Source organism: Streptomyces sannanensis (assembly GCF_039536205.1).
GTDB classification, from domain to species: Bacteria; Actinomycetota; Actinomycetes; order Streptomycetales; family Streptomycetaceae; genus Streptomyces; species Streptomyces sannanensis.
Genome location: NZ_BAAAYL010000001.1, coordinates 1,462,387 through 1,487,476, shown reverse-complemented (window position 1 = coordinate 1,487,476; position 25,090 = coordinate 1,462,387). Strand labels below are relative to the sequence as shown.

Below are 25,090 nucleotides of genomic sequence, written 5' to 3'. Positions count from 1 at the left end.
GTACGTGGGCGTCCACAGCGTCGACGACGACGTGGACTCCACCGGGCCGGCGTCCGTCATCGAGTGTGACCCGGATCTCACCATGGCGCCCGGCATGACAACGGTCCGGTCGAAGAGCGGGCCGGGACCTTCGGCCTGCAAAACCGGTTGTGCGCCCCCGTTAAACTGCTTCGTATGGCTAATCTCCTCGCGCGACAGACGGCGTAGAAGCTGACCGTCCGCCCCTTCCGCCGTCCACACCGCCCAGGAGTTTTTCCGTGATCACCGCCTCCGGCATCGAGCTGCGCGCCGGCGCCCGAGTCCTCATCGAGTCCGCCTCCTTCCGTGTCGCCAAGGGCGACCGCATCGGCCTCGTCGGCCGCAACGGCGCGGGCAAGACCACGCTCACCAAGTGCCTCGCGGGCGAGGGCGTCCCCGCCGCGGGCGCCATCACCCGTTCCGGAGAGGTCGGCTATCTGCCGCAGGACCCGCGCACCGGCGACCTCGACGTCCTGGCTCGCGACCGCATCCTCTCCGCCCGCGGCCTCGACGTGCTGATCCGCAAGATGCGGCAGAACGAGGACCGCATCGCCAACGGCCAGGGCACCACCCGCGAGAAGGCGCTGAAGCAGTACGAGCGCCAGGAGACCGAGTTCCTCACCAAGGGTGGTTACGCCGCCGAGGCCGAGGCCTCCACCATCGCCGCCGCCCTCGGCCTGCCCGACCGGGTGCTCGGCCAGCCGCTCCACACGCTCTCCGGCGGTCAGCGCCGCCGGATCGAGCTGGCCCGGATCCTCTTCTCCGACGCCGACACCCTGCTGCTGGACGAGCCCACCAACCACCTCGACGCCGACTCGATCGTCTGGCTGCGCGACTACCTCAAGACCTACCGCGGCGGCTTCATCGTCATCTCCCACGACGTCGACCTCGTCGAAACGGTGGTCAACAAGGTCTTCTACCTGGACGCCAACCGCTCCACCATCGACGTCTACAACATGGGCTGGAAGCTGTACCAGCAGCAGCGCGAGGCCGACGAGAAGCGCCGCAAGCGCGAGCGGCAGAACGCCGAGAAGAAGGCCGCCGCGCTCAACGCCCAGGCCGACAAGATGCGCGCCAAGGCCACCAAGACCGTCGCCGCGCAGAACATGGCCAAGCGGGCCGAAAGGCTGCTGTCCGGCCTGGAGGAGGTCCGCCAGTCCGACAAGGTCGCCAAGCTGCGCTTCCCCGACCCCGCGCCCTGCGGCAAGACCCCGCTGACCGCGGAGGGACTGTCCAAGTCGTACGGCTCGCTCGAGATCTTCACGGATGTCGACCTGGCCATCGACAAGGGCTCCCGGGTCGTCATCCTCGGCCTCAACGGCGCCGGCAAGACCACACTGCTGCGCCTCCTCGGCGGGGTCGAGCAGCCCGACACCGGAGAGGTCACCCCGGGCCACGGCCTCAAGCTCGGCTACTACGCCCAGGAGCACGAGACCCTCGACCCGGACCGTACGGTCCTGGAGAACATGCGCTCAGCCGCACCCGACATGGACCTGGTCGAGGTCCGCAAGGTCCTGGGCTCCTTCCTGTTCTCGGGCGACGACGTCGACAAGCCCGCCGGAGTGCTCTCCGGCGGCGAGAAGACCAGGCTCGCGCTGGCCACCCTGGTCGTCTCCTCGGCCAATGTGCTGCTGCTGGACGAGCCCACCAACAACCTCGACCCGGCCAGCCGCGAGGAGATCCTCGGGGCCCTGCGCACCTACAAGGGCGCGGTCGTCCTCGTCACGCACGACGAGGGCGCCGTGGACGCACTCCAGCCGGAGCGGATCATCCTGCTGCCGGACGGTGTCGAGGACCTGTGGGGCGCGGACTACGCGGATCTCGTCGCCCTGGCCTGATCCGCGACCGTGATCCACAGCTCTGATCAACACCGTATGGATCATTCGGCCCATGGGTGATCCTTCATCTGAGTGAGCGCTTCTCGTACCACGGCGCGCCGCGTGGCGAAGTGAGGCCCGTCCCTCGCGGGGCGGGCCTTCGCGTGTCCCGGCCCGGTCCAGAGCGCTGACCTGCCGATTCAGTGTGAGGCGCGTCACGTTGCGTATCCGTGAACTGCCGGAATCCCTCATTCCGTGCGGGAGGGCCCCGTCACGTCCGGAAAAGCTTGTTGTACGGACCTTGCCGAATGGGTGGCCAGGAAGGCGCAGAGGGGTGATCATGAGAGTCCAGAGCGCACTTCCCATGAGGAGGCACGGGTGGCCGAGACTCTGAAGAAGGGCAGCCGGGTGACCGGCGCCGCGCGCGACAAGCTCGCGGCAGACCTGAAGAAGAAGTACGACTCCGGTGCGAGCATCCGGGCGTTGGCCGAGGAGACCGGCCGCTCCTACGGATTCGTTCACCGGATGCTCAGCGAGTCCGGAGTCACGCTCCGGGGTCGGGGCGGAGCGACACGAGGTAAGAAGGCCGCCTCGGCCTGACCCGAAGGCTTCGCCGGTTTCGGCGGTGGCCACCCGGTCGGCCGTGGGGTTGACCGGGTGGTTACTGTTCAGTCACTTAGTGATGGCTGCTGCACCCGAAACCGGAGGCGCCCCATGGCATCGATCGACACAGTGCTCGACAAGGACGGCGTACGTCTCACCGTCGAGGACGCGGTCGCCACGGTGACCCTGACCAACCCGGCCAAGCGCAACGCCCAGTCGCCCGCGCTGTGGCGGGCACTGACCGAGGCCGGGCGCGCGCTTCCCGGCAGCGTGCGGGTCGTCGTACTGCGCGGTGAGGGCAAGTCCTTCTCCGCGGGCCTGGACCGTCAGGCCTTCACCCCCGAAGGCTTCGACGGCGAGCCCTCCTTCCTCGACCTGGCGCGCGGCTCCGACGCGGAGCTGGACGCGGTCATCGCCGAGTACCAGGAGGCGTTCACCTGGTGGCGTCGGAGTGACCTGATTTCGATCGCCGCTGTCCAGGGCCATGCGATCGGTGCCGGTTTCCAGCTCGCCCTCGCCTGCGACCTGCGGGTCGTCGCAGAGGACGTGCAATTCGCCATGCGCGAGACGAGCCTCGGGCTGGTGCCCGATCTCACGGGTACCCACCCGCTCGTCTCGCTGGTCGGGTATGCCCGCGCGCTGGAAATCTGCGCCACGGGCCGCTTCGTCCACGCGGAGGAGGCCGAGCGGACCGGCCTCGCCAACCTGGTCGTCGCGGACGGTGAAATCGACGCCGCGGTACGTGACCTGACAGCCGCCCTGCTCGCGGCCCCGCGTGACGCGGCCATCGAGACGAAGGCCCTGCTGCTGGGGGCGACGCGGCGTACGTACGACGAGCAGCGCACCGCTGAACGCGCCGCTCAGGCCCGCCGGCTCCGCGACCTCGCGGGCCTCGGGGACTGAGCGGCGCGTCGGCGTCCCACCGCGGCACTAGAAACCGCGCCGCGCACCGCCGTCGACCGGGAGCATCACGCCCGTCAGATACGACGCGGCCGGCGAGAGCAGGAACGCGGCGGCGCGGCCGAACTCCTCCGGGGTGCCGTAGCGGCGCAGCGGGATCCGGGATTCGTGGTCGGCCCGTGTCGCGTCCGGGTCGGCCGACAGCGCATCCAGTTCCCGGACTCGGTCCGTGTCGATACGGGACGGCAGCAGACCGACCACGCGGATACCTCGCGGGCCGAGTTCGTCGGCCAGGGACTTGGCGAAGCCGGCCAGCCCCGGCCGCAGGCCGTTGGAGATGGTGAGGCCCGGGATGGGCTCGTGGACCGAACCGGACAGTACGAAGCCGATGACCCCGCCCTCGCCGAGCGTGGCGGCCGCCGAGCGGGCCATCCGTACCGCGCCGAGGAAGACCGCCTCGAAGGCCGACTGCCACTGCTGGTCCGTGTTGTCGGCGACGAAGCCGGGCGCCGGCCCGCCGACGCTGATCAGCACGCCGTCGACACGGCCGAAACGTTCCCGCGCGAAACCGATCAGCCGGTCCGCCGCACCCGGGTCCGCGTTGTCCGCGACGACACCGAGCGCATTCGGGCCGAGCCGGTCCGCCGCATCGGCGGCGGACTTCTCGTCGCGGCCGCTGACGACGACCTTCGCGCCGTCCGCGGCCAGCTCGCGCGCGGAGGCGAACCCCAGTCCCCGGGTGGCACCCGTGAGGATGTAGACGCGGTCCTTCAGTCCAAGATCCATGCGTCTATCCTGCCGTCTCCTCCCCCGACAGGGCGAGGGCGGCCGTCACCAGGCCGATATGGCTGAACGCCTGCGGGAAGTTGCCGAGCTGCCGCCCGGCCACCGGGTCGTACTCCTCGGAGAGCAGTCCGACGTCGTTGCACAGTCCCAGCAGCTGCTCGAAGAGTTCGTGGGCCTCGTCGGGCCGTCCCGTCCGCCGGAGCGCGTCGACCAGCCAGAACGAGCAGGCCAGGAAGGTGCCCTCGGAGCCGGGCAGGGGATCGACCTGGGTTGCCGAGGTGTCGTAGCGGCGCACCAGGCCCCGGTGGCCCAGTCCGGCCCATACCGCGTCGACGGTCCCGACGACCCGCGGATCGTCCGCCGGCAGGAAGCCCACCTGCGGAATGAGCAGGGTGGCGGCGTCCAGCTCTCTCGACCCGTACGACTGCGTGAAGGTGTTGCGCACCGGGTCGTAGCCCTTCTCGCACACCTCCTGGTGCACTTCGTCCCGCATCCGCCGCCATCGCTCCACGTCCCCACGCAGCAGGGGGTCCGATTCGAGCGTGCGTACCGCGCGGTCGGCGGCGACCCAGGCCATCACCTTGGAGTGCACGAAGTGGCGGCGCGGCCCGCGCACCTCCCACAGGCCCTCGTCGGGCCGGCGCCAGCGGGACTCCAGGTAGCCGAGCAGGCTGAGTTCGATGTTCCAGGCGTGCCGCTCGGGCGGGATGCCGGACTGGCGGGTGAGATGGAGGGAGTCGATGACTTCGCCGTACACATCGAGCTGGAGCTGGCCGGCCGCGGCATTGCCGATGCGGACCGGCGCGGAGCCGGAATAGCCGCGCAGCCAGGGCAGCTCCGTTTCGGGCAGCCGCCGTTCACCGCCCAGCCCGTACATGATCTGGAGGTCCGCCGGGTCACCTGCGACCGCGCGCAGCAGCCAGTCGCGCCAGGCCGCGGCCTCCTCGTTGTACCCGGCCGAGATCAGCGCGCCGAGGGTGAGGGTGGAGTCGCGCAGCCAGCAGTAGCGGTAGTCCCAGTTGCGTACGCCGCCGAGGTCCTCGGGCAGGGAGGTGGTGGGGGCCGCGACGATGCCTCCGGTCGGGGCGTAGGTGAGCGCCTTCAGCGTGATGAGGGAACGCATGACGGCCTCGCGGTAGGGGCCTTGGTAGGTGCAGCGCGCGGACCACTTCCGCCAGTCCTCCAGGCTCTGGACCAGTGCTTCATGGGGGTCGACGAGCTTCGGCCGCGGCTCGTGCGAGGGATGCCAGCTGAGGATGAACGCCACCTTCTCGCCCGCGCCGACGGTGAACGACGACCGGGTGCTGAGGTGCTGGCCCCAGGTCTTCACCTCGGGTTCGCTGCGCAGCCACACCGAGTCGGGGCCCGCGACCGCCACGCGATGGCCGTCCGTGCGGCGCACCCAGGGCACGATCGCGCCGTAGTCGAAACGAAGTCGCAGCGTGCTGCTCATCTCCACCGCACCGCTGACGCCCTCCACGATGCGCACGACATCGGGGGCGCGGTCGCGCTGCGGCATGAAGTCGATGATCTTGACGGTGCCGGTGCGGGTCTCCCAGACCGACTCGAGGATCAGGGAGTCGTCGATGTAGCGGCGCCGGGCGCAGTTCCCGGCGCCCGCCGGGGCGATCCGCCAGTGTCCGTTCTCCTCGGTGCCGAGCAGCGCGGCGAAGCAGGCCGCCGAGTCGAAACGGGGCAGGCACAGCCAGTCGATGGAGCCGTCCCTGCCGACCAGCGCGGCGGTCTGCAGATCGCCGATCAGGGCGTAGTCCTCGATGCGTAGCGTCACGCTCTGGCGTGTTCCCGCCGTGACGTGCGGCTAAGCAGTCACGGAGACAGGCTCTGCCTGTGTGTCCTGCTGCCCTGCGGCCCGGTCGCGCTTTTCGCGACGTACCAGAATCACCCACCCGAGGGGTACCGCGGCGGCGAACAGCCACCACTGGACGGCGTACGCCATGTGCGGGCCGATGGAACTGTCGTCGGGCGCCGGGATCAGTTGGGGGGTGCCTCCCCGGGGCGCGGGCGCGGTCAGTTCGAGGTAGCCGCCGAGCACGGGGCGGCCGAGGGCCTCGGCCTGCTGCTCGCTGTTGATCAGCATGATCTGGCGGGGCGGCAGATCACGCAGGTCCTTGATGCCGCTGGCGGCGGTCGTCTCATCGGCCTTCAGCCGGCCGGCGACGGTGACTTCGCCGCGGGGCGCGGGCGGGATCTCCGGGAACGCCTCCTGGTCGGCGGCGAAGGGGATCCAGCCCCGGTCGACCAGTACCGCCTGTCCGTCGCGCAGCACCAGCGGGGTCAGTACGTGGTAGCCGACCTGCTCGTCGGCGGAGGTCCTGCGGCGTACGACGACCTCGTGGGCGGCGTCGTACGTACCGGTGGCGGTCACCGGACGCCAGTAGTCGGCGCGCGGGACGGTGTGCCCGGGGGAGGTGAGCTCGGTCACGGGGACCGGCTTCGCCGCCAGGTTGCCGGAGATGAGGGTGTTCTGCGCGACCCGCTTCTCGTGGCGGTGCAACTGCCAGAAGCCCAGCTCGATCATCACGGGGATGAGGGCGAGGGCCACGAGGGTGAGGATCACCCACTGCCGGGACAACAGGAAGCGGTACACGGCGTCGACGTTACCTGGCGCGCGACGGCCCCCCGGACGGGGGCCCCTGCTCGGGGGTCCCTCCTGCTCGTGGGGGTCCCCCCTGCTCGAGCAAAGCCGAGCAGGGGGAGAAGCCGAGAGCTTGGGGGAGAGGCCGAGAGTGGGGGAGGGTCCCGCCGGGGGGCCTGTGCCTCACAGGTTCCGGGAGCTCAGACGTGGTCGACGACGCCCACCTTCCCTTCCGCGCGGGCGCAGTGGGCGCCGCAGTAGAACTTGCCCTCGACCTCCGCGCCCTGGCCGATGATCCGTGACTTGCAGTGCTCACAGATGGGCGCCATGCGGTGAATGGCGCAGGAGAAGCAGTCGAAGACGTGCACCGCGCCCTGCGCGTGCACCTCGAACGTCATGCCGTAGTCGTTTCCGCAGACCTCACAACGTGCCATGCGCCACAGCGTGCGGCGCGCGACGGCGACGGGCGAGCGGTCGGCGGGCGAGTCGTCCGTCAATCACCCGTCTGCCGAGGAGCGTGCCGGGGCCACGTCCCGCAGCAACTGGGTGAAAGCGGCCTCGTCGACGACCGGGGTGCCGAAGGACTTGGCCTTGACGGTCTTGGACGTCGCGGAGTCCGGATCGTTGGTGACCAGCAGGCTGGTGAGCCGGGACACACTGCACGCCACATGCAGCCCGGCCTCGGTCGCCCGGTCCTCCAGCAGCTCGCGGTCCACCGATGTGTCACCCGAGAACGCCACCCTCATACCCTGCACGAGCGGTTGGTCCGGTTCGTACCGCCCGGGGTTGGGGTACGGGCACGGCGGCCGCTTGCGGGACGGCCGCCAGCTGTTGTGACGGTACGACGCCTGATAGCCGATCCTCGGCGCGGCCGGCGCGTCCGACCACTCGGTGAGCGGCCGGCACTCCAGCAGCGGCAGCCGTACGCCCCGCTCGGCCGCCGCGTGCAGACTCGGCCGGAACGCCTCGGCCAGTACCCGCGCGTCGTCGAGCGCGTGGTGCGCACGCTGCTGTACGACTCCGAAGTGCGCGGCCAGCGACTGCAGCTTGTGGTTGGGCAGCGGCAGCGCCAGCTCCTTGGACAGGGCGATGGTGCACAGCCGCTGCTGCACGGGCGCGGTGCGCTGTGCGCGGGCGTACTCCCTGGCGATCATCTGCCAGTCGAAGATGGCGTTGTGCGCCACCAGCACCCGGTCCGCCAGTCGGGCCGAGAACTCGTTCGCGATCTCGCCGAACAGCGGCGCGCCTTCGAGCATGTCGCCGGTCAGGCCATGAATCCACACCGGCCCGGGGTCGCGCTCCGGATTGACCAGCGTGTACCAGTGGTCCTCGACATTGCCCTGGGCGTCCAGCCGGTAGACGGCAGCCGACACTATCCGGTCGTCCCGGGCGAGGCCGGTGGTCTCCACGTCGACGACCGCGTACCCCTGCGGGTACGCGGTCGGCCATGGCGCTGCTGCGGTCGTGCGGTCGTCGAGCATGGTCACAGAGAATACGGGCCGCCACCGACAGCGATGGCCCCACCCATGGATCAGCCCGGATCCGCCACGAGGTCGCCCGCGGTGACCCGCCGCAGGCCCGAGCCGTCAACTCGCCCCGGAAACAGCCGGTACACCGTCCCCTCCGCGCCCTTGGGAGTCGCCGTCCCGTGCACCGTGGCCAGGAACCCCCGCTTGCCCGCCGCCTCTTCGGCAGCAGCCGCGTCCGGTCGGCCTTCGCCCGTGGCGGGTCGGTACGGGTCCGGTGAGAGCACGGATGAGACCCTCCCCGCGTGACTGATGCACCGTCCCACGACGAGGTCCACGGCGGCGGCTTCCTCGGTGAGCGCCTGAACTGGCTGCGGGCCGCCGTACTCGGCGCCAACGACGGCGTCGTGTCCACCGCGGGCCTTGTCGTCGGCGTCGCCGGGGCCACCGACTCGCGAGCCGCACTGCTGACCGCGGGCCTGGCCGGGCTGCTCGCCGGATCCATGTCGATGGCGGCGGGCGAATATGTGTCGGTCTCCACCCAGAGGGACTCCGAGAGGGCAGCCCTCGCCCAGGAGAAGCGGGAACTGCGGGAACAGCCACAGGCCGAACTCGACGAGCTCACCGGCATGCTGGAGGAGCGCGGGCTCAGCCCCGAGGTGGCCCGCGAGGCCGCCGAGCAGCTCACCGAACGCGACGCCCTGCGCGCCCACGCCCGCGTCGAACTCGGCATCGACCCCGACCGGCTCACCAACCCCTGGCACGCCGCGGGCGCCAGCTTCCTCGCCTTCACGGCGGGCGCCCTGCTCCCGCTGCTGGCGATCGTCCTCCCGCCCGCCGGCTGGCGCCTCCTGGTCACGGTCCTGTCCGTCCTGGCGGCCCTGGTCCTCACCGGCTGGGCCAGTGCCCGCCTCGGCACGGCCCCGGCGGGCCCCGCGGTCCTGCGCAACGCCGCCGGCGGCGCGATGGCGATGGCGGTGACGTACGGGGCGGGGTCGCTGCTGGGTGCGGCGGGGGTATGAAGCCTCGACTTGTCGAAAGCCGCCAAAGAGACAGGGACAACACGTCTGACATACTTGTGGGTAACCTCTCTGGCCTCGGCCGACACCGCGCCTCTACGGTGCTGGCATGCCGCCGAACCTGCCCGATGCCGTGCTGTGGTCCATACCGGCCTTCGTGCTGCTCACCGGCGTCGGGATGGTGAGCATCCGGTTGCGTCCCGACGAGGACGCCGCCGGATACGAGACCAAGGACGCCGCCACCAGCATCGGCACGGGCCTGGGCAACCTCCGGGTCGCCGCCCATGAGTACGCCGCCATCGCCCGCGACGTACGCGCCGCGACGACCTGGCACGAGCGCGCGGGCCGCGTCTTCCGCGGCCCGGGTCGGCAGTCGGCGCCGACCGTCCCGCTGGACCGGTCGCCCGCCCCGGCTTCGGAGGGTGCGAAAATCCAGCCCGTCCGGCGATCGGGGGCACCCCTCGAAGGACGCTCCAGTGCCACGGCCCGGCGCGGTGGCGCCGATGCGCTGCTCGTCGCCTTCGCCGTGGCGGCCCTCGCCGACCTAGCCGCCCTGCTCGCGGGATCCGAGACCGGGCACACCATCGCCAAGCCGCTGCTGATGCCGCTGCTCGCCGGATACGCGGCGCTCCACCGCGCGCCCCGAATGCTGATCGCCGCGCTGCTCTTCGGCTGGGGCGGCGACGTACTGCTGCTCTCCGACGCCGACGCGGCGTTCCTGGGCGGGATGGGATCCTTCGCCGCCGGCCACATCTGCTACCTGATCCTCTTCGCCGGCCGCCGCACCCGGCGGCCGCTCGCCGCCGGATACACCGTCGCCCTCGTCGGCACCGTCGCGCTGCTCTGGCCCGACCTGCCCGCCGACCTGCGCGTCCCCGTCGCCGGCTACTCGCTGCTGCTCGCCGCCATGGCCCTGCGGTCCGCCGGCCTCGGGGCCGTCGCGGGCGTGGGCGGGGCGCTGTTCCTGCTCTCCGACACGCTCATCGCAACCGGGGTCGCCGACTGGCCGCAACTCCCGGTGCCGGATTTCTGGATCATGCTGACCTATCTTGGGGCGCAGTACCTCCTGGCCGCGGGAGTGCTGCGGCAGACGTACGGTGGGGGACCAGCCATCGACTGAATCTCTGACCAGTAAGGATCCGCCTCATGCGCGCCACGGTCATTCACGCCCCCAAGGACATCCGGGTCGAGGATGTGCCGGACCCGGTCGTGCGGCAGCCCACCGACGCCGTCGTCCGAGTGCTGCGGGCCTGTATCTGCGGCAGTGACCTGTGGGCGTACCGCGGTGAGTCGGCACGGCAGCCCGGGCAGCGGATCGGCCATGAGTTCCTGGGCGTGGTCGAGCAGGCCGGGACCGAGGTGAACGGCTTCGCGCCCGGTGACCTGGTCGTGGCGCCCTTCGTCTGGTCGGACGGCACCTGCGAGTACTGCGCCGAGGGACTGCAGACCTCCTGCCCGCAGGGCGGATTCTGGGGCTCGGTCGGCTCCGACGGCGGCCAGGGCGAGGCGGTCCGGGTGCCGTTCGCCGACGGCACTCTGGTCAAGCTGCCCGCCGAGGCGGCCTCCGACGACCGGCTGCTGACCGCGCTGCTCGCGCTCTCCGATGTGATGGGCACCGGGCATCACGCGGCGGTGGGCGCGGGCGTACGCCCCGGGGCCACCGTCGCGGTCGTCGGTGACGGCGCGGTCGGACTGTGCGGGGTGCTGGCCGCCAAGCGGCTCGGTGCCGAGCGGATCATCGCACTGGGTCGCCATCGGGTGCGTACGGACATCGCGCGGGGCTTCGGCGCGACCGATGTGGTCGCCGAGCGCGGCGAGGCAGCCGTCGCGGCCGTGCGGGAGCTCACCGGCGGGCACGGCGCGCACGCGGTCATCGAGGCGGTGGGCACCGAGCAGTCCATGCGTACCGCGGTCGGCATCGCCAGGGACGGCGGCGCCATCGGCTATGTGGGTGTGCCGCACGGCAGCGGCATCGGCCTGGACCTGAGCGTGATGTTCGACCGGAACATCGCGCTGCGCGGCGGGGTCGCGCCGGTGCGGGCGTACATCCCGGAGCTGCTGCCCGACGTGCTGGACGGGACGATCGACCCGTCGCCGGTCTTCGACATGACGGTCGGTCTGGGCGGTGTGCCCCAGGGCTACCGGGCGATGGACGAGCGGACCGCGCTGAAGGTGCTGGTCAAGCCGTGACGCCATGACGACGGGGCCGGACGGGAAGTGCTTCCCGTCCGGCCCCGATCGTGCAGAGGCGCGGAAATGACTACTTGACGGCGTTCAGGGCGTTGACGATGCCGTGGCCGTAGTAGCCGTTCACCTGGTCGTCGCCCTGGCAGGTCGTGGCGTCGATCAGCTTGCCGGCCGAGTTGTAGACCTTCGTCGGGCAACCCGGGTTGACGGCCTGGGCCTTCAGCATCTCCTGCAGCTGCGCGGGGGTGGCCTTCGGGTGCGTGCTCTTCAGCAGCGCGGCGACGCCCGCGACATGCGGGGTGGCCATCGAGGTGCCCTGCTTGTAGCCGTACTGGCCGTTCACGACTGTCGAGAGCACACGGCCCGCGTTGCCGCGGATGACGGGGTCGGAGCTGTTTCCGTCCGGGGTGTCCGGGATCTGCCACTTGTCGCCACCGGGGGCGGACACGTCGACGACTCCGAGGCCGAAGCTGGAGAAGTACGACTTGAAGCCCTTGGAGCCGGTCGAGGACACCGTGACGACGCCCGGCAGCTGGGTCGGGATGTCGAAGCACTTGTGGGGGTCGATGGTGCGCGGCCCCGGAGTGGTGTCGTTCGGGCTGGACTGGTCCAGGATCTCGTACGACGCCAGGTCGTAGTTCTCGTTGCCCGCCGCGGCGACGTTGAGGACGCCCTTGCGCTCGGCGTACTTCGTGGCGCGGGTGACGGCGTCGAGCAGGGCCTTCTGGTCCGGGTCGTCCTTGCAGTTGAAGTACCAGGGGTCGACGTAGTAGCTGTTGTTGGTCACGTCGATGTCGTGCTCGGCGGCCCACATGAAGCCGCAGACGACCGCCTCGGTGTAGAAGAGGCTGGTGCCGGGCTCGCTGACCTTGATGCCGGCCACCTTGACACCGGGGGCGACACCGGTGACGCCGATGCCGTTGCGGGCGGCGGCGATCGTACCGGCGACGTGGGTGCCGTGGTCACTGCCCTGGGGGCCCGGGTACGGACGCCAGGCACCCTCGGTGGTGTTCGCCACGCCACCGACGCAGCTGGCCGACTGCTCCTTGGAGAAGTTCGCCTTGAGGTCCTCGTGGGTGTCGTCGACACCGGTGTCGATCACGCCGACGGTGACCGAGGGGCTGCCATCGTTGATCTTGCTGGCCTCGTCGGCCTGGATGGCGCGCATGTCCCACTGGTTGGGCTCCATCGGCTCCTGGCCCGGGCCCGCGGCCTCGGCGGCCTTGGCGGCCTCCTCGGCGGTCAGCAGCTCGGTGCCGCCCTCCTCGGTCGTGGCGACGGACTGGAGCGGGGCGGTGCGGGTCGCGCCGGCCGACTCGACGCCCGGGGTGTTGCGAATGGTCTTCGCGAAGTCCGGGTTCGAGGAGTGGACGACGATCACGCCTATTCGGTCGTACGACGTCACGATCGTGCCGCCGGCCTGGGCTATCGCCCGGCGCACCACACCCGTGCTGTGTACGGGGGTGGTGTTGACGACGTACGACATCTTCGGGCCGTTGAAGGTGGTGGCCGCGGCGGCCGGCAGGGCGTCCTGTGGGGCGGCGGACGCCATCCCGGGGAGGAAACCGAGCGAAGCGGTGAGCGCCAGACCGGCGGGCAGCGCGAGTACGCGACGCCGCCTCGATCCCAGATGAGCCATGGGTTCTCCACATCATCCCAAAGAACCGCCCATCCGTGGATGGCGGTTGGACGTGAGCATGTCGGGCGAACCTATCGTCGATATCCGGACCGGATCAATGACTCTGCGGAGAAAAAAAGGAGGTTGAACCGCTTCGCCGTGTGCTCCGTGCCGTTGACAGGGGGTCCCGCACGAGCGGCCCCCGACAGCAAGGTCCGCTTTGTCCGTCCCATCGCATCCGCATCGCGAGGAGATTCCGTGGCCACCGAAGCGCCGCCGCCCCCGGGCGGCCCGGGCACCAGTCCTGCCCAGCCGACGACAGAGGCGTTCGCCGCCATGCAGCGGAGTGCGGAATTCGGCGAACTGCGCCGCACCCACCGCTCCTTCGCCTTCCCGCTCACCGTCGCCTTCGTCGCCTGGTACCTGCTGTACGTCCTGCTGTCCAACTACGCGGGCGACTTCATGGGAACCAAGCTGTTCGGCAACATCAATGTGGCGCTCGTCCTCGGCGTCGCCCAGTTCGCCACCACGTTCCTCATCGCCTGGCTCTACTCGCGGCACGCCGCCGCGAAGCTCGACCCGCGGGCCGATGCGATCAAGGCGCAGATGGAGCTGGCGATGCATCAGGAGCGCGCGGAGGCCGACGCATGAACACGTACACCGTCCAGCTGGCCGCCGCGGGTGCGAGTGAGCACCGGCCGCTGATCATCACGCTCTTCGGGCTGTTCGTCGTCGCCACGCTCGGCATCACGATCTGGGCCGGCCGGCAGACCAAGAACGCCGCCGACTTCTACGCGGGCGGACGGCAGTTCTCCGGCTTCCAGAACGGCCTGGCCATCTCCGGCGACTACATGTCCGCGGCGTCCTTCCTCGGTATCGCCGGCGCCATCGCCCTCTTCGGGTACGACGGCTTCCTGTACTCCATCGGCTTCCTGGTCGCCTGGCTGGTGGCGCTGCTGCTGGTCGCGGAACCGCTGCGCAACTCAGGTCGCTACACCATGGGTGACGTGCTCGCGTACCGCATGCGCCAGCGCCCGGTGCGTACCGCCGCGGGCACCTCCACCATCGTGGTGTCGATCTTCTATCTGCTCGCGCAGATGGCGGGCGCCGGCGTCCTGGTCTCGCTGCTGCTCGGCATCACCAGCGACGCCGGAAAGATCGGGGTCGTCGCCCTGGTCGGCGTACTGATGATCGTGTACGTCTCCATCGGCGGCATGAAGGGCACCACCTGGGTCCAGATGGTGAAAGCCGTGCTGCTCATCGCCGGTACCCTGCTGATCACCTTCCTGGTGCTGCTCAAGTTCGACTTCGACATCTCCGACCTGCTCGGCAAGGCCGCCGAGAACAGCGGCCAGGGTGCCGCGTTCCTGGAGCCGGGCCTCAAGTACGGTGCCACCGGCACCTCGAAACTGGACTTCCTCTCGCTCGGCATCGCCCTGGTCCTGGGCACGGCGGGACTGCCCCACATCCTGATCCGCTTCTACACGGTGCCCACGGCCAAGGCCGCCCGCAAGTCCGTGAACTGGGCGATCGGCATCATCGGCGGCTTCTATCTGATGACCATCGCGCTCGGCTTCGGCGCCGCCGCGCTGCTCGACCGGAACGACATCATCGCGTCCAACAAGGCCGGAAACACGGCCGCACCGCTGCTCGCCCAGGAGATCGGCGGCGGCGCCGACTCCACCGGCGGCGCGATCCTGCTCGCGGTGATCTCCGCGGTCGCCTTCGCGACCATCCTCGCCGTCGTCGCCGGACTCACCCTCGCCTCTTCCTCCTCCTTCGCACACGACCTCTACGTCAACGTCATCCGCAAGGGGAGGGCCACCGAGAAGGAAGAGGTCCGCGCGGCCCGCTGGGCGACCGTCTTCATCGGTGCCGTCGCCATCGTCCTCGGCGCCTTCGCCCGCGATCTGAACGTGGCCGGTCTGGTCGCGCTCGCCTTCGCGGTCGCGGCCTCCGCGAATCTGCCGACGATCCTCTACAGCCTCTTCTGGAAGCGGTTCACCACCCGGGGAGCGCTCTGGTCCATCTACGGCGGACTGATCACCTCGGTGGTGCTGGTGCTGTTCTCGACGGTCGTCTCCGGCAAGCCCACCTCGATGTTCCCGGACGTCGACTTCCACTGGTTCCCGCTGGAGAACCCGGGCCTGGTCTCCATCCCGCTGGGCTTCCTGCTCGGCTGGCTCGGATCGCTTCTCTCCAAGGAGGAGCCCGACGCGGGCAAGTACGCGGAACTGGAGGTCAAGTCCCTCACGGGCGTCGGCGCCCACTGAGGAGAGAACGTCACAGGCACGACAGCGGCCGCGTCGAAGAGTCCTACGACGCGGCCGCTGTCGTGCCTCGTGGCAAACGGGCCCCTGTCGATGTCAGAGGTCTCGCGTAGTCTCCCTTGTACGACTCCACAACCGAGTACCGGACATCAGGGAGGGGGCCCACAGTGCTCGTCGACACCTACGGCCGTGTGGCCACCGACCTGCGGGTTTCGCTCACCGACCGATGCAATCTGCGGTGCACGTACTGCATGCCGGAAGAGGGCCTGCAGTGGCTGGCCAAGCCGGATCTGCTCACCGACGACGAGATCGTCCGGCTCATCCGGATCGCGGTCACCACCCTGGGCGTCACCGAGGTCCGCTTCACCGGCGGCGAACCGCTGCTGCGCCCCGGCCTGGTCGGCATCGTGGAGCGCTGTGCGGCCCTGGAGCCGCGTCCCAGGATGTCCCTGACCACCAACGGCATAGGGCTGCGGCGTACCGCCGATGCGCTCAGGGCCGCCGGCCTGGACCGGGTCAACGTCTCCCTCGACACCCTGCGCCCCGACGTCTTCAAGACGCTCACCCGCAGGGACCGCCATCACGACGTCCTCGACGGACTCGAGGCCGCGCATGCCGCGGGACTGACCCCGGTCAAGGTCAACGCCGTGCTGATGCCCGGGCTGAACGACGACGAAGCGCCCGACCTGCTCACCTGGGCGGTGGAGAACGACTACGAGCTGCGCTTCATCGAGCAGATGCCGCTCGACGCCCAGCACGGCTGGAAGCGCGACGGAATGATCACTGCGGGCGACATCCTCGCCTCACTGCGCACCCGATTCACCCTCACCCCGGAGGGGCAGGAGGAGCGAGGCTCCGCCCCGGCCGAGCGCTGGATCGTGGACGGGGGCCCGCACCGTGTCGGTGTCATCGCGTCCGTCACCCGCCCGTTCTGCCGCGCCTGCGACCGCACCCGGCTCACGGCCGACGGACAGGTGCGCACCTGTCTCTTCGCCCGTGAGGAGTCCGATCTGCGCGGGGCTCTGCGCTCGGGTGCGCCGGACGAGGAGATCGCCGAGCTGTGGAAGACCGCGATGTGGGGAAAGAAGGCCGGATCCGGTCTGGACGACCCGTCCTTCCTTCAGCCCGACCGCCCGATGTCAGCCATCGGAGGCTGACCGGCGCTCCCACTCCTCCAGCGTCACCACGTCCTTGAGGAAGCCGCGGATGCCGAGGAACTGCGAGAGGTGCTCGCGGTGCTCCTCGCACGCGAGCCAGGTCTTGCGCCGCTCGGGCGTATGAATCTTGGGGTTGTTCCAGGCCAGGACCCATACGGCGGCGGTACGGCAGCCCTTGGCGGAACAGATCGTCGTCTCGTCACTCACACGTACATCCTGCGGCGGTACAAGGGCATGGGGGCGGGCACAACGGGCGCCGAAGAGGGCCACAACAAGGCGACGCCGGGCAGCCACGGGGGGAGCTGCCCGGCGTCGGTCCGTCGCTCCGACGGGGGATGCGGAGCGCGTACGCAGTATGTCACGGGCGGCCCGGTGAGGTGCACCGGATCGTCATGATTGATCTGAGCTTTTCCCGGGCTTCGAAGGCGGTGCGGACTCGGTTCCGCCTCACCGGTCGGGGTCCTCGGACGCGTCCTCCGCCCCGTCGGCGGCTTCCGGCCGGGGTTCCGCGGAGGGTGCCGAACCGGCCGGTCCGAGCATGTGCCGATCGTGTTCGAGATCGAAGGTCGAGGGCAGCGAGGGGGCACGTTCCCGGCCCGCGTTGGCGATCACCACGGCGATGTAGGGAAGCAGCAGTCCAAGGGCCAGCGCCACGAACGCCACATACCGTTCGATGTTCCAGAGCGCCACCGCCAGGAGGAACGACACGGTGCGCACCGACATCGAGATGACATAGCGGCGCTGCCTGCCCCGCACATCCGCGGCCAGACCCTGTCGGGCTCCCGTGATCCGGAAGACCTCACTGCCGCTGTGCTTCCACATCACATTCCACCACCAGCGTTCCGACGCCGGACCCTCCCCGGTCCGGACTACCTTCACCGTACGCCCGGCCTCGGACGGATTCGAGACCGGGGCGCCCCTGGTCCGGGGAGATGCCGCACGCAGTGGTACGTATGCGGATGTCCGACATGCGGCGTATGGCGGATGGGGTGAAACTGGGCGCACATGCGCGTAGCCGGTATGCGGCTCCGCCGCGTGGGCGCACTGCATGAGGAGGACACATGGGCTGGTTGTGGGCGATCATCGTGGGTTTCGTGCTCGGCGTCATCGCCAAGGCGGTCATCCCCGGCAAGCAGCAGATCCCGCTCTGGCTGACGACCGTGCTCGGCATCCTCGGATCCATCGTCGGCAACGCCGTCGCGGGGGCGCTCGGCATCGCGGAGACGCGCGGCATCGACTGGGGCCGGCACGGGCTGCAGCTGGCGGGGGCGATCCTCCTTGTGTACGTGGGCGACATGCTCTGGGTCGGCATGAGAAGGCAGAAGCAGAAGGCCTGACGGGCCCGACGACAGTACGGCAGCGGCCGGGCCGCCCTCTCGGGGCGGCCCGGCCGCTGCCGTACGCGCGCTACAGGCCCTTCAGCTGGGCGATCTTGCGGCCCGCCTTGAGGTAGACCGTGGTCGCGCCCGCCGCGGTCTCGGCGACGACCTCGGCCAGCGGCCGGATCGCCTGGGCCTCGGTCAGCACGACGTTCTGCTGGCCGGCCTCGGTCTCCAGGACGAACCGGAGCCCGTTCTGCTTGGCGACCCGGCGCGCGGCCGACGCGCTGGGCTGGAAGTCCAGCACCTTGGACAGCACGACCGTGATCTGCTCCGCGCCGTGCTCACCGAGGTCCACCTCGGGCAGCGTCTCCACGTCCGCGAAGGACTTCTTCGAGAACTGCGCGACGAAACCCGCGCGCGCCGCCATCGCCGCCTCCACGCCGTAGAGCGCGGAGACCATCTCACCGGCCAGGATCTTCTTCAGATCCATCGGGTGCAGCGACTTCTCCTCGACCCGGGACAGCACTTGGGCGATCTCCTGGTCCGTCCACTCGGTCCAGGCCTTGAGGTACGGCTCCATCAGCCGGTCCGGAACCGACATGATCTTGCCGAAGACGTCGTCGGGGGTGGCCTTCAGGCCGACGTAGTTGTTCTTGGACTTGGACATCTTCGCGCCGCTGCCGTCCGTGCCCTCGATCAGCGGCATGGTGACGACCAGCTGCGGCTTCTGGCCCTTGAGCTCCATCAGCTTGCGGCCCATCTGGAGGTTCAGCAGCTGGTCCGCGCCACCGAGCTCCACATCGCACTCCAGCGCCACCGAGTCCAGGCCCTGCGCGATGGGGTACAGCATCTCCGTCATCGTCAGGCCCGCGCCCGAGGCCAGCCGGGTGCGGAAGTCCTCGCGCTGGAGCAGCTGAGAGGCCGGCACATGGGCGAGCAGGCCGAGCAGCTCGGGGAAGGTGAACGGCCCCAGCCACTCGCTGTTCTGCCGGAAGTTCACCTTCTCGAAGTCGAAGAACGGACGCACCTGCTCGCGGTAGCCCGCGAGGTTCTTCGCGATGTCGTCGTCGGTGAGCGGCGGGCGCTCCGACGTACGGCCCGACGGGTCGCCGATCTTCGCGGTGAAGTCACCGATGAGCAGCGTGACGTCGTGCCCCATCCGCTGGAAGCGGTTGAGAATGATCATCGGTACGGCGTGGCCCAGGTGGACATCGGCGCCGGTCGGGTCGATGCCCAGCTTGATGCCCAGGCCCTTGCCCTCGCCCCGACGCTTCTCGATGCGCTCGGCGAGCTTGGCGACCGCCGGGAGCACCTCCACGGTCCGGGAGGCGATCAGCTCGGCCTGTTCCTTCGCCGACAGATCCGACAGGTCCAGATAGCGCCGCGCCTTGGTCTCCGTGAGCAGCTGCTCCACGGTGGATTCGGAGGAGAGGTCCTGCGCCAGCAGTGCGCTGGCGCGTGCGACGGAGTCGCCGAGGCGTGTCATGGTGGCGTTCCTGAGGTTGTTTGGTCGGACGAAGGACAGGACGAGTCTATTTGTTCAGGCCGGGATCACGTTCCGGCGGTCAGACACCCAGGCTCACCGAGCTCATGTTGAAGTCCGGGATGCGCAGGGCCGGCGTCGCGGCCCGCGTGAACCAGTCGCTCCACTCGCGCGGCAGCGTCCTCTCGGTACGGCCGGCCTCCGCGGCCCGGGACAGCAGATCGACGGGCGACTCGTTGAACCGGAAGTTGTTCACCTCGCCGACCACCTCCCCGTTCTCGACGAGGTAGACGCCGTCCCTGGTCAGACCGGTCAGGAGCAGCGTCGCCGGGTCCACCTCCCTGATGTACCAGAGGCAGGTCAGCAGCAGTCCCCGCTCGGTCGAGGCGACCATCTCCTCCAGCGAGCGCTCCCCGCCACCGTCCAGTACCAGGTTGTCGATGCCGGGCGCGACGGGCAGCCCGGTGAGGCCCGCGGTGTGCCGGGTGGTCACCAGGTGCTCCAGCCTTCCGTCCCGGATCCAGTCCGTCGCCGTGAGCGGCAGACCGTTGTCGAAGACGGAGGCAGCGTCGCCCGAGGCGTGCGCGATCACGAACGGCGCGGACTCCAGGCCCGGCTCGTCCGGGTTGCTGCGCAACGTCAGCGGAAGCTCCGAGAGCTTCTCCCCGACCCGCGTACCGCCGCCCGGCTTGGAGAAGACCGTACGGCCCTCGGCCGCGTCCCGTGCCGCCGCCGACCACATCTGGTAGATCAGCAGGTCGGCCACCGCGGTCGGCGGCAGCAGCGTCTCGTACCGCCCCGCGGGCAGGTCGATCCGCCGCTCCGCCCAGCCGAGCCGGACCGCCAGCTCCTCGTCCAGTGCGGCCGGGTCCACATCCTTGAAGTCCCGGGTGGAACGGCCCGCCCAGGCCGAGCGGGAACGGTCCGGGGACTTGGCGTTGAGCTCCAGCGTGCCGTTCGGCTGGTCATGGCGCAGCCGCAGCCCGGTGGACGTGCCGAGGTACGTGGAGGTCAGCTCGTGGTTGGCGAAGCCGTACAGCTCACGGCCGCCGGCCCGGGCCCGGGCGAACGCCTCGCCCAGCGCCGGCGCGAAGTCCGCGAACACCGCGGACGAGGTCTCGGCCGGAGCCTCGGTGAAGTCGTCCGATGCCGCCCCCCCGGTGATCAGCGGCTGCGCGTCCTCGGCCGGCCCCGCACCGCGCGCGTGCGCCTCCGCGGCCCGTACCAGCGGCTCCAGGTCGTCGGCCGTGACGGCGGACCGCGAGATCACGCCGGACGCCGTGCCCTCCTTGCCGTCCACGGTCGCGATGACGGTCAGGGTCCGCCCACGGGTGACGCCGTTGGTGGTGAGCGCGTTGCCGGCCCAGCGCAGATTGGCGGACGACTCCTCGTCCGCGATGACCACGCACCCGTCGGCCTGTGACAACTCCAGGGCCCGCTCGACGATCTCGTGCGGCTTGGTCGTGCTGCGGCTCATCGCCCGGCCTCCTGCGTGGTGTTCAGGCTGTGCTGACCCGGGGGGCACTGCATCCGACAGCGGCTGCGCCGCGGGCCGGAGTCCCGGCAGATTCCGTGCTGGCCGCTCATCGACCCGCCTCCTGCGTGGTGTTCAGGCTGTGCTGACCCGGGGGACACTGCATCCGACAGCGGCTGCGCCGCGGGCCGGAGTCCCGGCAGATTCCGTGCTGGCCGCTCATCGTCCAGCCTCCTGAGTCGTATTGAGGATGTTGACACCGCGGAACAGCGCGGACGGGCAGCCGTGCGAGACGGCCGCGACCTGGCCCGGCTGGGCCTTGCCGCAGTTGAAGGCCCCGCCCAGGACATACGTCTGCGGCCCGCCGACCTTCTCCATGGAGCCCCAGAAGTCGGTGGTAGTCGCCTGGTAGGCGACATCGCGCAGCTGGCCGGCCAGGCGCCCGTTCTCGATCCGGAAGAAACGCTGACCGGTGAACTGGAAGTTGTAGCGCTGCATGTCGATCGACCACGACCGGTCGCCGACCACATAGATCCCGCGCTCGACGCTGCCGATCAGATCCTCGGTGGACAGCCCGCCCGGATCCGGCTGCAGCGACACGTTCGCCATCCGCTGCACGGGCACATGCCCCGGCGAGTCGGCGAACGCGCAGCCGTTGGACCGTCCGAGCCCCGTCAGCCTCGCGATCCGCCGGTCCAGCTGGTAGCCGGCCAGCACACCGTCCTTGACCAGGTCCCAGGACTGTGCCTGGACGCCTTCGTCGTCGTAGCCGACGGTGGCGAGACCGTGCTCGGCGGTCCGGTCACCCGTCACGTTCATCACCGACGAGCCGTACTGGAGCTTCCCCAGCTGGTCGAAGGTCGCGAACGAGGTCCCCGCGTACGCGGCCTCGTACCCCAGCGCCCGGTCCAGCTCGGTGGCGTGCCCGATCGACTCATGGATGGTCAGCCACAGATTCGACGGATCCACCACCAGGTCGTACGACCCGGCCTCGACGCTCGGCGCCTTCATCTTCTCGGCCAGGAACTCCGGGATCTGCTCCAGCTCGGTGTCCCAGTCCCAGCCGGTCCCCGTCAGGTACTCCCAGCCGCGCCCCACCGGCGGGGCGATGGTCCGCATCGAGTCGAACTCACCGCTCTTCTCGTCCACGGCGACCGCGGTCAGTTGCGGATGCAGCCGCACGCGCTGCTGCGTGGTGACGGTGCCGGCGGTGTCCGCGTAGAACTTGTTCTCCTGCACGGTCATCAGCGAGGTGTCCGCGTGCGCGACCCCCTCGGCGCGCAGCAGCCGCTCGCTCCATTCCGTCAGCAGCCCGGTCTTCTCCTCGTCGGGCACGTCGAACGGATTGATGTCGTACGCCGACACCCAGGTCTTCTCGGCGTGCACCGGCTCATCGGCGAGCTCCACCCTCTCGTCCGACCCGGCCGCCGCGATGACCTGCGCGGACAGCTTGGCCATCGCCACCGCCTGCCCCGCGACCCGGGCCGCCGCGTCCATGGTGAGATCCACCCCGGACGCGAACCCCCAGGCCCCGCCGTGCACCACGCGCACCGCGTAGCCGAGGTCAGTGGTGTCGGACGAACCGGCCGGCTTGGCGTCCCGCAACCGCCAGGACGCGCTGCGCACCCGCTCGAAACGGAAATCGGCATGATCGGCACCGAGCGCCCGCGCCCGCGCGAGCGCCGCGTCGGCGAGCGCGCGTAGCGGCAGCGCGAGGAATGACTGATCGACCTGGTGGGCCACGTAAGGTCTCCCTTTTCTGTTTGTGTCCGCAGTGAACCATGCCCATAACGGCCTGCGCCCGGCCACCGGTTTCGGGCGACACGCACGGCGGTCGTCCGCCCGCAGTCCAACGAGCGAACGGCCGCAGTGCGCTGTCGTTACGTCAGAGCCACCCGGCGATCGCGCCAGGAGGAAGGTCCCACTCATCGTGACCAAGGCCCTGTTCTCGTACCGCTACGGCCAGGTGGTGTGGAGCCCTGCCCAGGGCGTGTTTCGAAAGTCCCGCCTGGTCGGGAACGCCCGGCACGCACGCTCGCCGCGTTGTCGGTCGTCGGCGCAGCCCGCTGCGCTCTCCTCCCTCCGCCTTGCGATCGCACGCACCAGACGCCCCCGACCCCGCCCTCCGGGCGGACGACGCTACTTTCGAAGCACGCCCTAACGCTCGGGGCTGCGGTCGTACAGCTCGGCTACGCCGTCGAGGCAGCCGCCGTCTGCTCGTCGTGCGCGGAGCATCCGCATCACGGTGGCGGGTGAGGGGAGTTGGCCCTTCTCCTTGCCCGTGGTGATGACGGGGCGCTTGGCGATGTCGCGCAGGTTCATCTCCTGATCGCGCAGGTGGAGGGCCATGGACAGCATGTCGTCGTCGGTGACGCCCGCGCCGCCGATGGTCTTGCCGCGCTTGCGGGCGGACTCGTGACCTTCCACGGTGCGCTCACGGATGTACTCGCGTTCCATACCGGACAGGGCGGCCAGGACGGTGCACACGACTCCGGAGGGCTCGTGTGAGCCCTGGAGCTCACCGGTGAGGAACGCCAGGCCGACGTCGCTCGCCTTCAGCTCCTCGGCCAGGGTCGCCAGTTCGATGCCGCGGCCGAGCCGCTTGTGCTCGTGGACGACGAGCGTGACACGCACCCCGGAGGCGCGCAGTTCACCGGCGAGGGCGACGGCCTTGTCCGGTTCGGGGCGCTGGGTGGCGCGGGTGGAGAGCTTCTCGGAGAAGATCCGGGTGACCCCGGCTTCGGCGAGCGAGTCGAGTGGGGAGTCGAGGGACTGCCGGGCGGTGGATGCGCGTGCGTACCCCAGACGGGCGTGCCCGACGGGTTCGGCGCCGGTGTTCCTCGGCCGGGGCAGCTCGGCCCAGGCGGAGCCGGGCTTGCGCACGGCGGGGGGTCGGCACGTCGCCTATGAAACACAGCCCACCCGACAACAGCCCTGCTACCGGGGCCTCCGTACGGAGAACTCGTTGCCGTCGGGGTCGAGCATCAGCGCCCGGCCGCCGTCGCCCTCGCCGGTGTCGGTGCGCGTCGCGCCGAGCGAGATCAGACGGTCGACCTCCTCCTCCCAGTCGGCGTCGGTGGGGAGCGCCAGCTCGAAGTACAGCCTGTTCGTGCCCGTCTTCGGCGCCACCGGAGGACCACCCCACGTGATCTTCGTACCGCCGTCCGGCGATTGGATCGCGGTCTCCTGGTCCTGGTCCCAGACCAGCGGCCACCGCAGCGCCTCGCTCCAGAAGTAACCGACCTCCTGCGTACCGTCGCAGGACAGCGCTCCGATGACGCCGGTGTCGGCGAGGAACTTGTTGCCCGCCTCGATGACGCAGAACTCGTTGCCGTCTGGATCGGCGAGCACCACATGTCCCTCTTCCGGGAGTTGGCCCACGTCGATGTGCTTCCCGCCGAACTCCAGCGCCCTGGCCACCGTCTGCTGCTGATCCTCCGGGGAGGCGCTCGTCAGGTCGAAGTGCGCCCGGTTCTGACCGATCTTCGGCTCCTGGCTCGGCAGGAAACGGATGCGGAATCCGGCGGTATCAGGGGGCAGGATCGCGACATCGTCGTCCGGACCGTCGGCCAACTCCCAGCCCAGGACCCCGGACCAGAACCGGGCCAGGCCCGACGGCCGGGTCGCATTGAAGCAGATCGCGAACAGTTGACTGGTCATAGCCCGTGCATCTCCGATCCATTGACGGTCGAGACGGCGCCTCGCCCTCCCCGCGAGCGCAGCCTAGGGGTAACCGTGCGGCACCCGCATCCGAGTTCCGTCGCGGGGGGAGCCCGGTCCCCCACAAGATGACGATCGTGCGGAACGCCACCGTCGTCCACAGCACCGGCTGAGCCGGCCCGTCACGCCGGGGCGGCAGCCGGTTCGCCCTCGGGGGCCGGGCAGCAGCCCGGCAGCGCGCACCATCGCCACCCCAGGTGGGGAGGAACCAGGAACCCATTCGGAGCGGGTGATCTCGCCTTGCAGGCGACCACCCACAGACGGACAATGCTCGCCCTTCAGGGCGATGGAGGAGGTCAAAGCGCTCAAGGGGGTGGCGCCGCAGAACGAGGATGTGATGCGGGTGCTCCGGGAGTACCTCGAACGAGAGCTGTTGGGCCGTATTGCTGAATTTCTCGACGGTCCGGACGCGACGAAGCGCGCGACCGCCGCCGTAGCCGTGATCGGCGGGCTGGCCTTCACCCGGTACCTGAACCCCGCTGCACCCTGTCGCGGACCTGGCAGCCGCTGAGGTGCGCCGGCTCTTCGCCCCTCCCCTGCGGGCGGCAATGCAGGGCCGGCCGTCCCGGTCCCGCTTATGGGCCCCTGACGCGACGCTGACGGCCGGACCGGGACGGCAGGCTGACCGCGACCGTTCTGTAGGGATCCGACAGT

The 25,090-nt window shown here is 70.1% G+C and carries 25 protein-coding genes; 11 read left to right on the top strand and 14 right to left on the bottom strand.

Annotation, left to right across the window (positions count from 1 at the left end):
- Positions 1–257 precede the first annotated feature (257 nt).
- The 3 genes from abc-f to ABD858_RS06845 all read left to right on the top strand — a co-directional run bounded on the left by abc-f (position 258) and on the right by ABD858_RS06845 (position 3,341).
- Complete coding sequence (abc-f, locus tag ABD858_RS06855; RefSeq protein ID WP_345035236.1) at positions 258–1,856, top strand: ribosomal protection-like ABC-F family protein; 1,599 nt, start codon at positions 258–260, stop codon at positions 1,854–1,856.
- Between the two features lie 357 nt (positions 1,857–2,213).
- A complete protein-coding gene (locus tag ABD858_RS06850) occupies positions 2,214–2,435 on the top strand; it encodes a helix-turn-helix domain-containing protein (protein ID WP_006123601.1) in 222 nt (73 codons plus the stop codon).
- A gap of 114 nt (positions 2,436–2,549) precedes the next feature.
- Positions 2,550–3,341, top strand: a complete 792-nt coding sequence (locus tag ABD858_RS06845) for an enoyl-CoA hydratase/isomerase family protein (protein WP_345035235.1) — start codon at positions 2,550–2,552, stop codon at positions 3,339–3,341.
- Between the two features lie 27 nt (positions 3,342–3,368).
- On the opposite strand, the gene ABD858_RS06840 is transcribed toward ABD858_RS06845, so the two are convergent.
- The 6 genes from ABD858_RS06840 to ABD858_RS06815 form a co-directional block, all read right to left on the bottom strand.
- Entirely contained in the window at positions 3,369–4,124 is a 756-nt protein-coding gene (locus ABD858_RS06840) for an SDR family oxidoreductase (protein WP_345035234.1), read from the bottom strand.
- 4 nt (positions 4,125–4,128) lie between these two features.
- Positions 4,129–5,913 (bottom strand): glycoside hydrolase family 15 protein, encoded by a 1,785-nt coding sequence (locus ABD858_RS06835; protein WP_345035232.1) that lies wholly within the window; start codon positions 5,911–5,913, stop codon positions 4,129–4,131.
- Between the two features lie 30 nt (positions 5,914–5,943).
- Positions 5,944–6,732, bottom strand: a complete 789-nt coding sequence (locus ABD858_RS06830) for an SURF1 family cytochrome oxidase biogenesis protein (protein ID WP_345035231.1) — start codon at positions 6,730–6,732, stop codon at positions 5,944–5,946.
- Positions 6,733–6,920: 188 nt separating this feature from the next.
- Positions 6,921–7,154 (bottom strand): hypothetical protein, encoded by a 234-nt coding sequence (locus ABD858_RS06825; RefSeq protein WP_345035230.1) that lies wholly within the window; start codon positions 7,152–7,154, stop codon positions 6,921–6,923.
- Between the two features lie 63 nt (positions 7,155–7,217).
- Positions 7,218–8,207, bottom strand: coding sequence for a DEDDh family exonuclease (locus ABD858_RS06820; RefSeq protein ID WP_345035229.1), 990 nt, complete (start codon positions 8,205–8,207; stop codon positions 7,218–7,220).
- A 44-nt stretch (positions 8,208–8,251) separates the two neighbouring features.
- Positions 8,252–8,473, bottom strand: a complete 222-nt coding sequence (locus ABD858_RS06815; protein ID WP_345035228.1) for a hypothetical protein — start codon at positions 8,471–8,473, stop codon at positions 8,252–8,254.
- Between the two features lie 18 nt (positions 8,474–8,491).
- Between ABD858_RS06815 and ABD858_RS06810 the strand changes: the two genes are divergently transcribed.
- The 3 genes from ABD858_RS06810 to ABD858_RS06800 all read left to right on the top strand — a co-directional run bounded on the left by ABD858_RS06810 (position 8,492) and on the right by ABD858_RS06800 (position 11,395).
- Entirely contained in the window at positions 8,492–9,208 is a 717-nt protein-coding gene (locus ABD858_RS06810) for a VIT1/CCC1 transporter family protein (protein ID WP_345035227.1), read from the top strand.
- 505 nt (positions 9,209–9,713) lie between these two features.
- Positions 9,714–10,325, top strand: a complete 612-nt coding sequence (locus ABD858_RS06805; RefSeq protein ID WP_345044318.1) for a lysoplasmalogenase — start codon at positions 9,714–9,716, stop codon at positions 10,323–10,325.
- 26 nt (positions 10,326–10,351) lie between these two features.
- Positions 10,352–11,395 (top strand): zinc-dependent alcohol dehydrogenase family protein, encoded by a 1,044-nt coding sequence (locus tag ABD858_RS06800; RefSeq protein WP_345035226.1) that lies wholly within the window; start codon positions 10,352–10,354, stop codon positions 11,393–11,395.
- Positions 11,396–11,465: 70 nt separating this feature from the next.
- Here the strand turns inward: ABD858_RS06800 and ABD858_RS06795 are convergent, their stop codons facing one another.
- The gene (locus tag ABD858_RS06795; RefSeq protein ID WP_345035225.1) at positions 11,466–13,031 is read right to left on the bottom strand and encodes a S8 family serine peptidase; all 1,566 of its coding nucleotides are present in this window, start codon (positions 13,029–13,031) and stop codon (positions 11,466–11,468) included.
- 237 nt (positions 13,032–13,268) lie between these two features.
- Here ABD858_RS06795 and ABD858_RS06790 point away from each other — a divergent pair, with 237 nt between their 5' ends.
- The 3 genes from ABD858_RS06790 (at position 13,269) to moaA (ending at position 16,437) form a co-directional block, all read left to right on the top strand.
- On the top strand, positions 13,269–13,661 hold the full coding sequence (locus tag ABD858_RS06790; RefSeq protein WP_345035224.1) for a DUF485 domain-containing protein: 393 nt from the start codon (positions 13,269–13,271) through the stop codon (positions 13,659–13,661).
- Positions 13,658–15,283: a solute symporter family protein gene (locus ABD858_RS06785; RefSeq protein WP_345035223.1), complete on the top strand. Its 1,626-nt coding sequence runs from the start codon at positions 13,658–13,660 to the stop codon at positions 15,281–15,283. The genes ABD858_RS06790 and ABD858_RS06785 overlap by 4 nt, the downstream gene beginning before the upstream one ends.
- Positions 15,284–15,447: 164 nt before the next feature.
- On the top strand, positions 15,448–16,437 hold the full coding sequence (gene moaA / locus ABD858_RS06780) for a GTP 3',8-cyclase MoaA (protein ID WP_345035222.1): 990 nt from the start codon (positions 15,448–15,450) through the stop codon (positions 16,435–16,437).
- Here the strand turns inward: moaA and ABD858_RS06775 are convergent.
- Positions 16,420–16,644, bottom strand: a complete 225-nt coding sequence (locus tag ABD858_RS06775; RefSeq protein WP_345035221.1) for a hypothetical protein — start codon at positions 16,642–16,644, stop codon at positions 16,420–16,422. The genes moaA and ABD858_RS06775 overlap by 18 nt on opposite strands.
- A 240-nt stretch (positions 16,645–16,884) precedes the next feature.
- Entirely contained in the window at positions 16,885–17,259 is a 375-nt protein-coding gene (locus tag ABD858_RS06770) for a DUF3099 domain-containing protein (RefSeq protein WP_345035220.1), read from the bottom strand.
- A gap of 239 nt (positions 17,260–17,498) precedes the next feature.
- Between ABD858_RS06770 and ABD858_RS06765 the strand changes: the two genes are divergently transcribed.
- Entirely contained in the window at positions 17,499–17,774 is a 276-nt protein-coding gene (locus tag ABD858_RS06765) for a GlsB/YeaQ/YmgE family stress response membrane protein (protein WP_345035219.1), read from the top strand.
- A 70-nt stretch (positions 17,775–17,844) separates the two neighbouring features.
- On the opposite strand, the gene tyrS is transcribed toward ABD858_RS06765, so the two are convergent.
- The 5 genes from tyrS to ABD858_RS06740 all read right to left on the bottom strand — a co-directional run bounded on the left by tyrS (position 17,845) and on the right by ABD858_RS06740 (position 24,376).
- Positions 17,845–19,245 carry a tyrosine--tRNA ligase gene (tyrS, locus tag ABD858_RS06760; RefSeq protein WP_345035218.1) on the bottom strand — a complete coding sequence of 467 codons (1,401 nt, stop codon included), beginning with the start codon at positions 19,243–19,245 and terminating at the stop codon, positions 17,845–17,847.
- 79 nt (positions 19,246–19,324) lie between these two features.
- The gene (locus tag ABD858_RS06755; RefSeq protein ID WP_345035216.1) at positions 19,325–20,719 is read right to left on the bottom strand and encodes a metallopeptidase TldD-related protein; all 1,395 of its coding nucleotides are present in this window, start codon (positions 20,717–20,719) and stop codon (positions 19,325–19,327) included.
- A gap of 216 nt (positions 20,720–20,935) precedes the next feature.
- On the bottom strand, positions 20,936–22,459 hold the full coding sequence (locus tag ABD858_RS06750) for a TldD/PmbA family protein (protein WP_345035215.1): 1,524 nt from the start codon (positions 22,457–22,459) through the stop codon (positions 20,936–20,938).
- A gap of 414 nt (positions 22,460–22,873) precedes the next feature.
- Complete coding sequence (locus ABD858_RS06745; RefSeq protein ID WP_345035214.1) at positions 22,874–23,599, bottom strand: recombinase family protein; 726 nt, start codon at positions 23,597–23,599, stop codon at positions 22,874–22,876.
- Between the two features lie 54 nt (positions 23,600–23,653).
- Positions 23,654–24,376, bottom strand: coding sequence for a VOC family protein (locus tag ABD858_RS06740; RefSeq protein WP_345035212.1), 723 nt, complete (start codon positions 24,374–24,376; stop codon positions 23,654–23,656).
- A 346-nt stretch (positions 24,377–24,722) separates the two neighbouring features.
- On the opposite strand from ABD858_RS06740, the gene ABD858_RS06735 reads away from it, so the two are divergent.
- The gene (locus tag ABD858_RS06735) at positions 24,723–24,947 is read left to right on the top strand and encodes a TetR/AcrR family transcriptional regulator (protein ID WP_345035211.1); all 225 of its coding nucleotides are present in this window, start codon (positions 24,723–24,725) and stop codon (positions 24,945–24,947) included.
- The last annotated feature ends 143 nt before the right edge of the window (positions 24,948–25,090 follow it).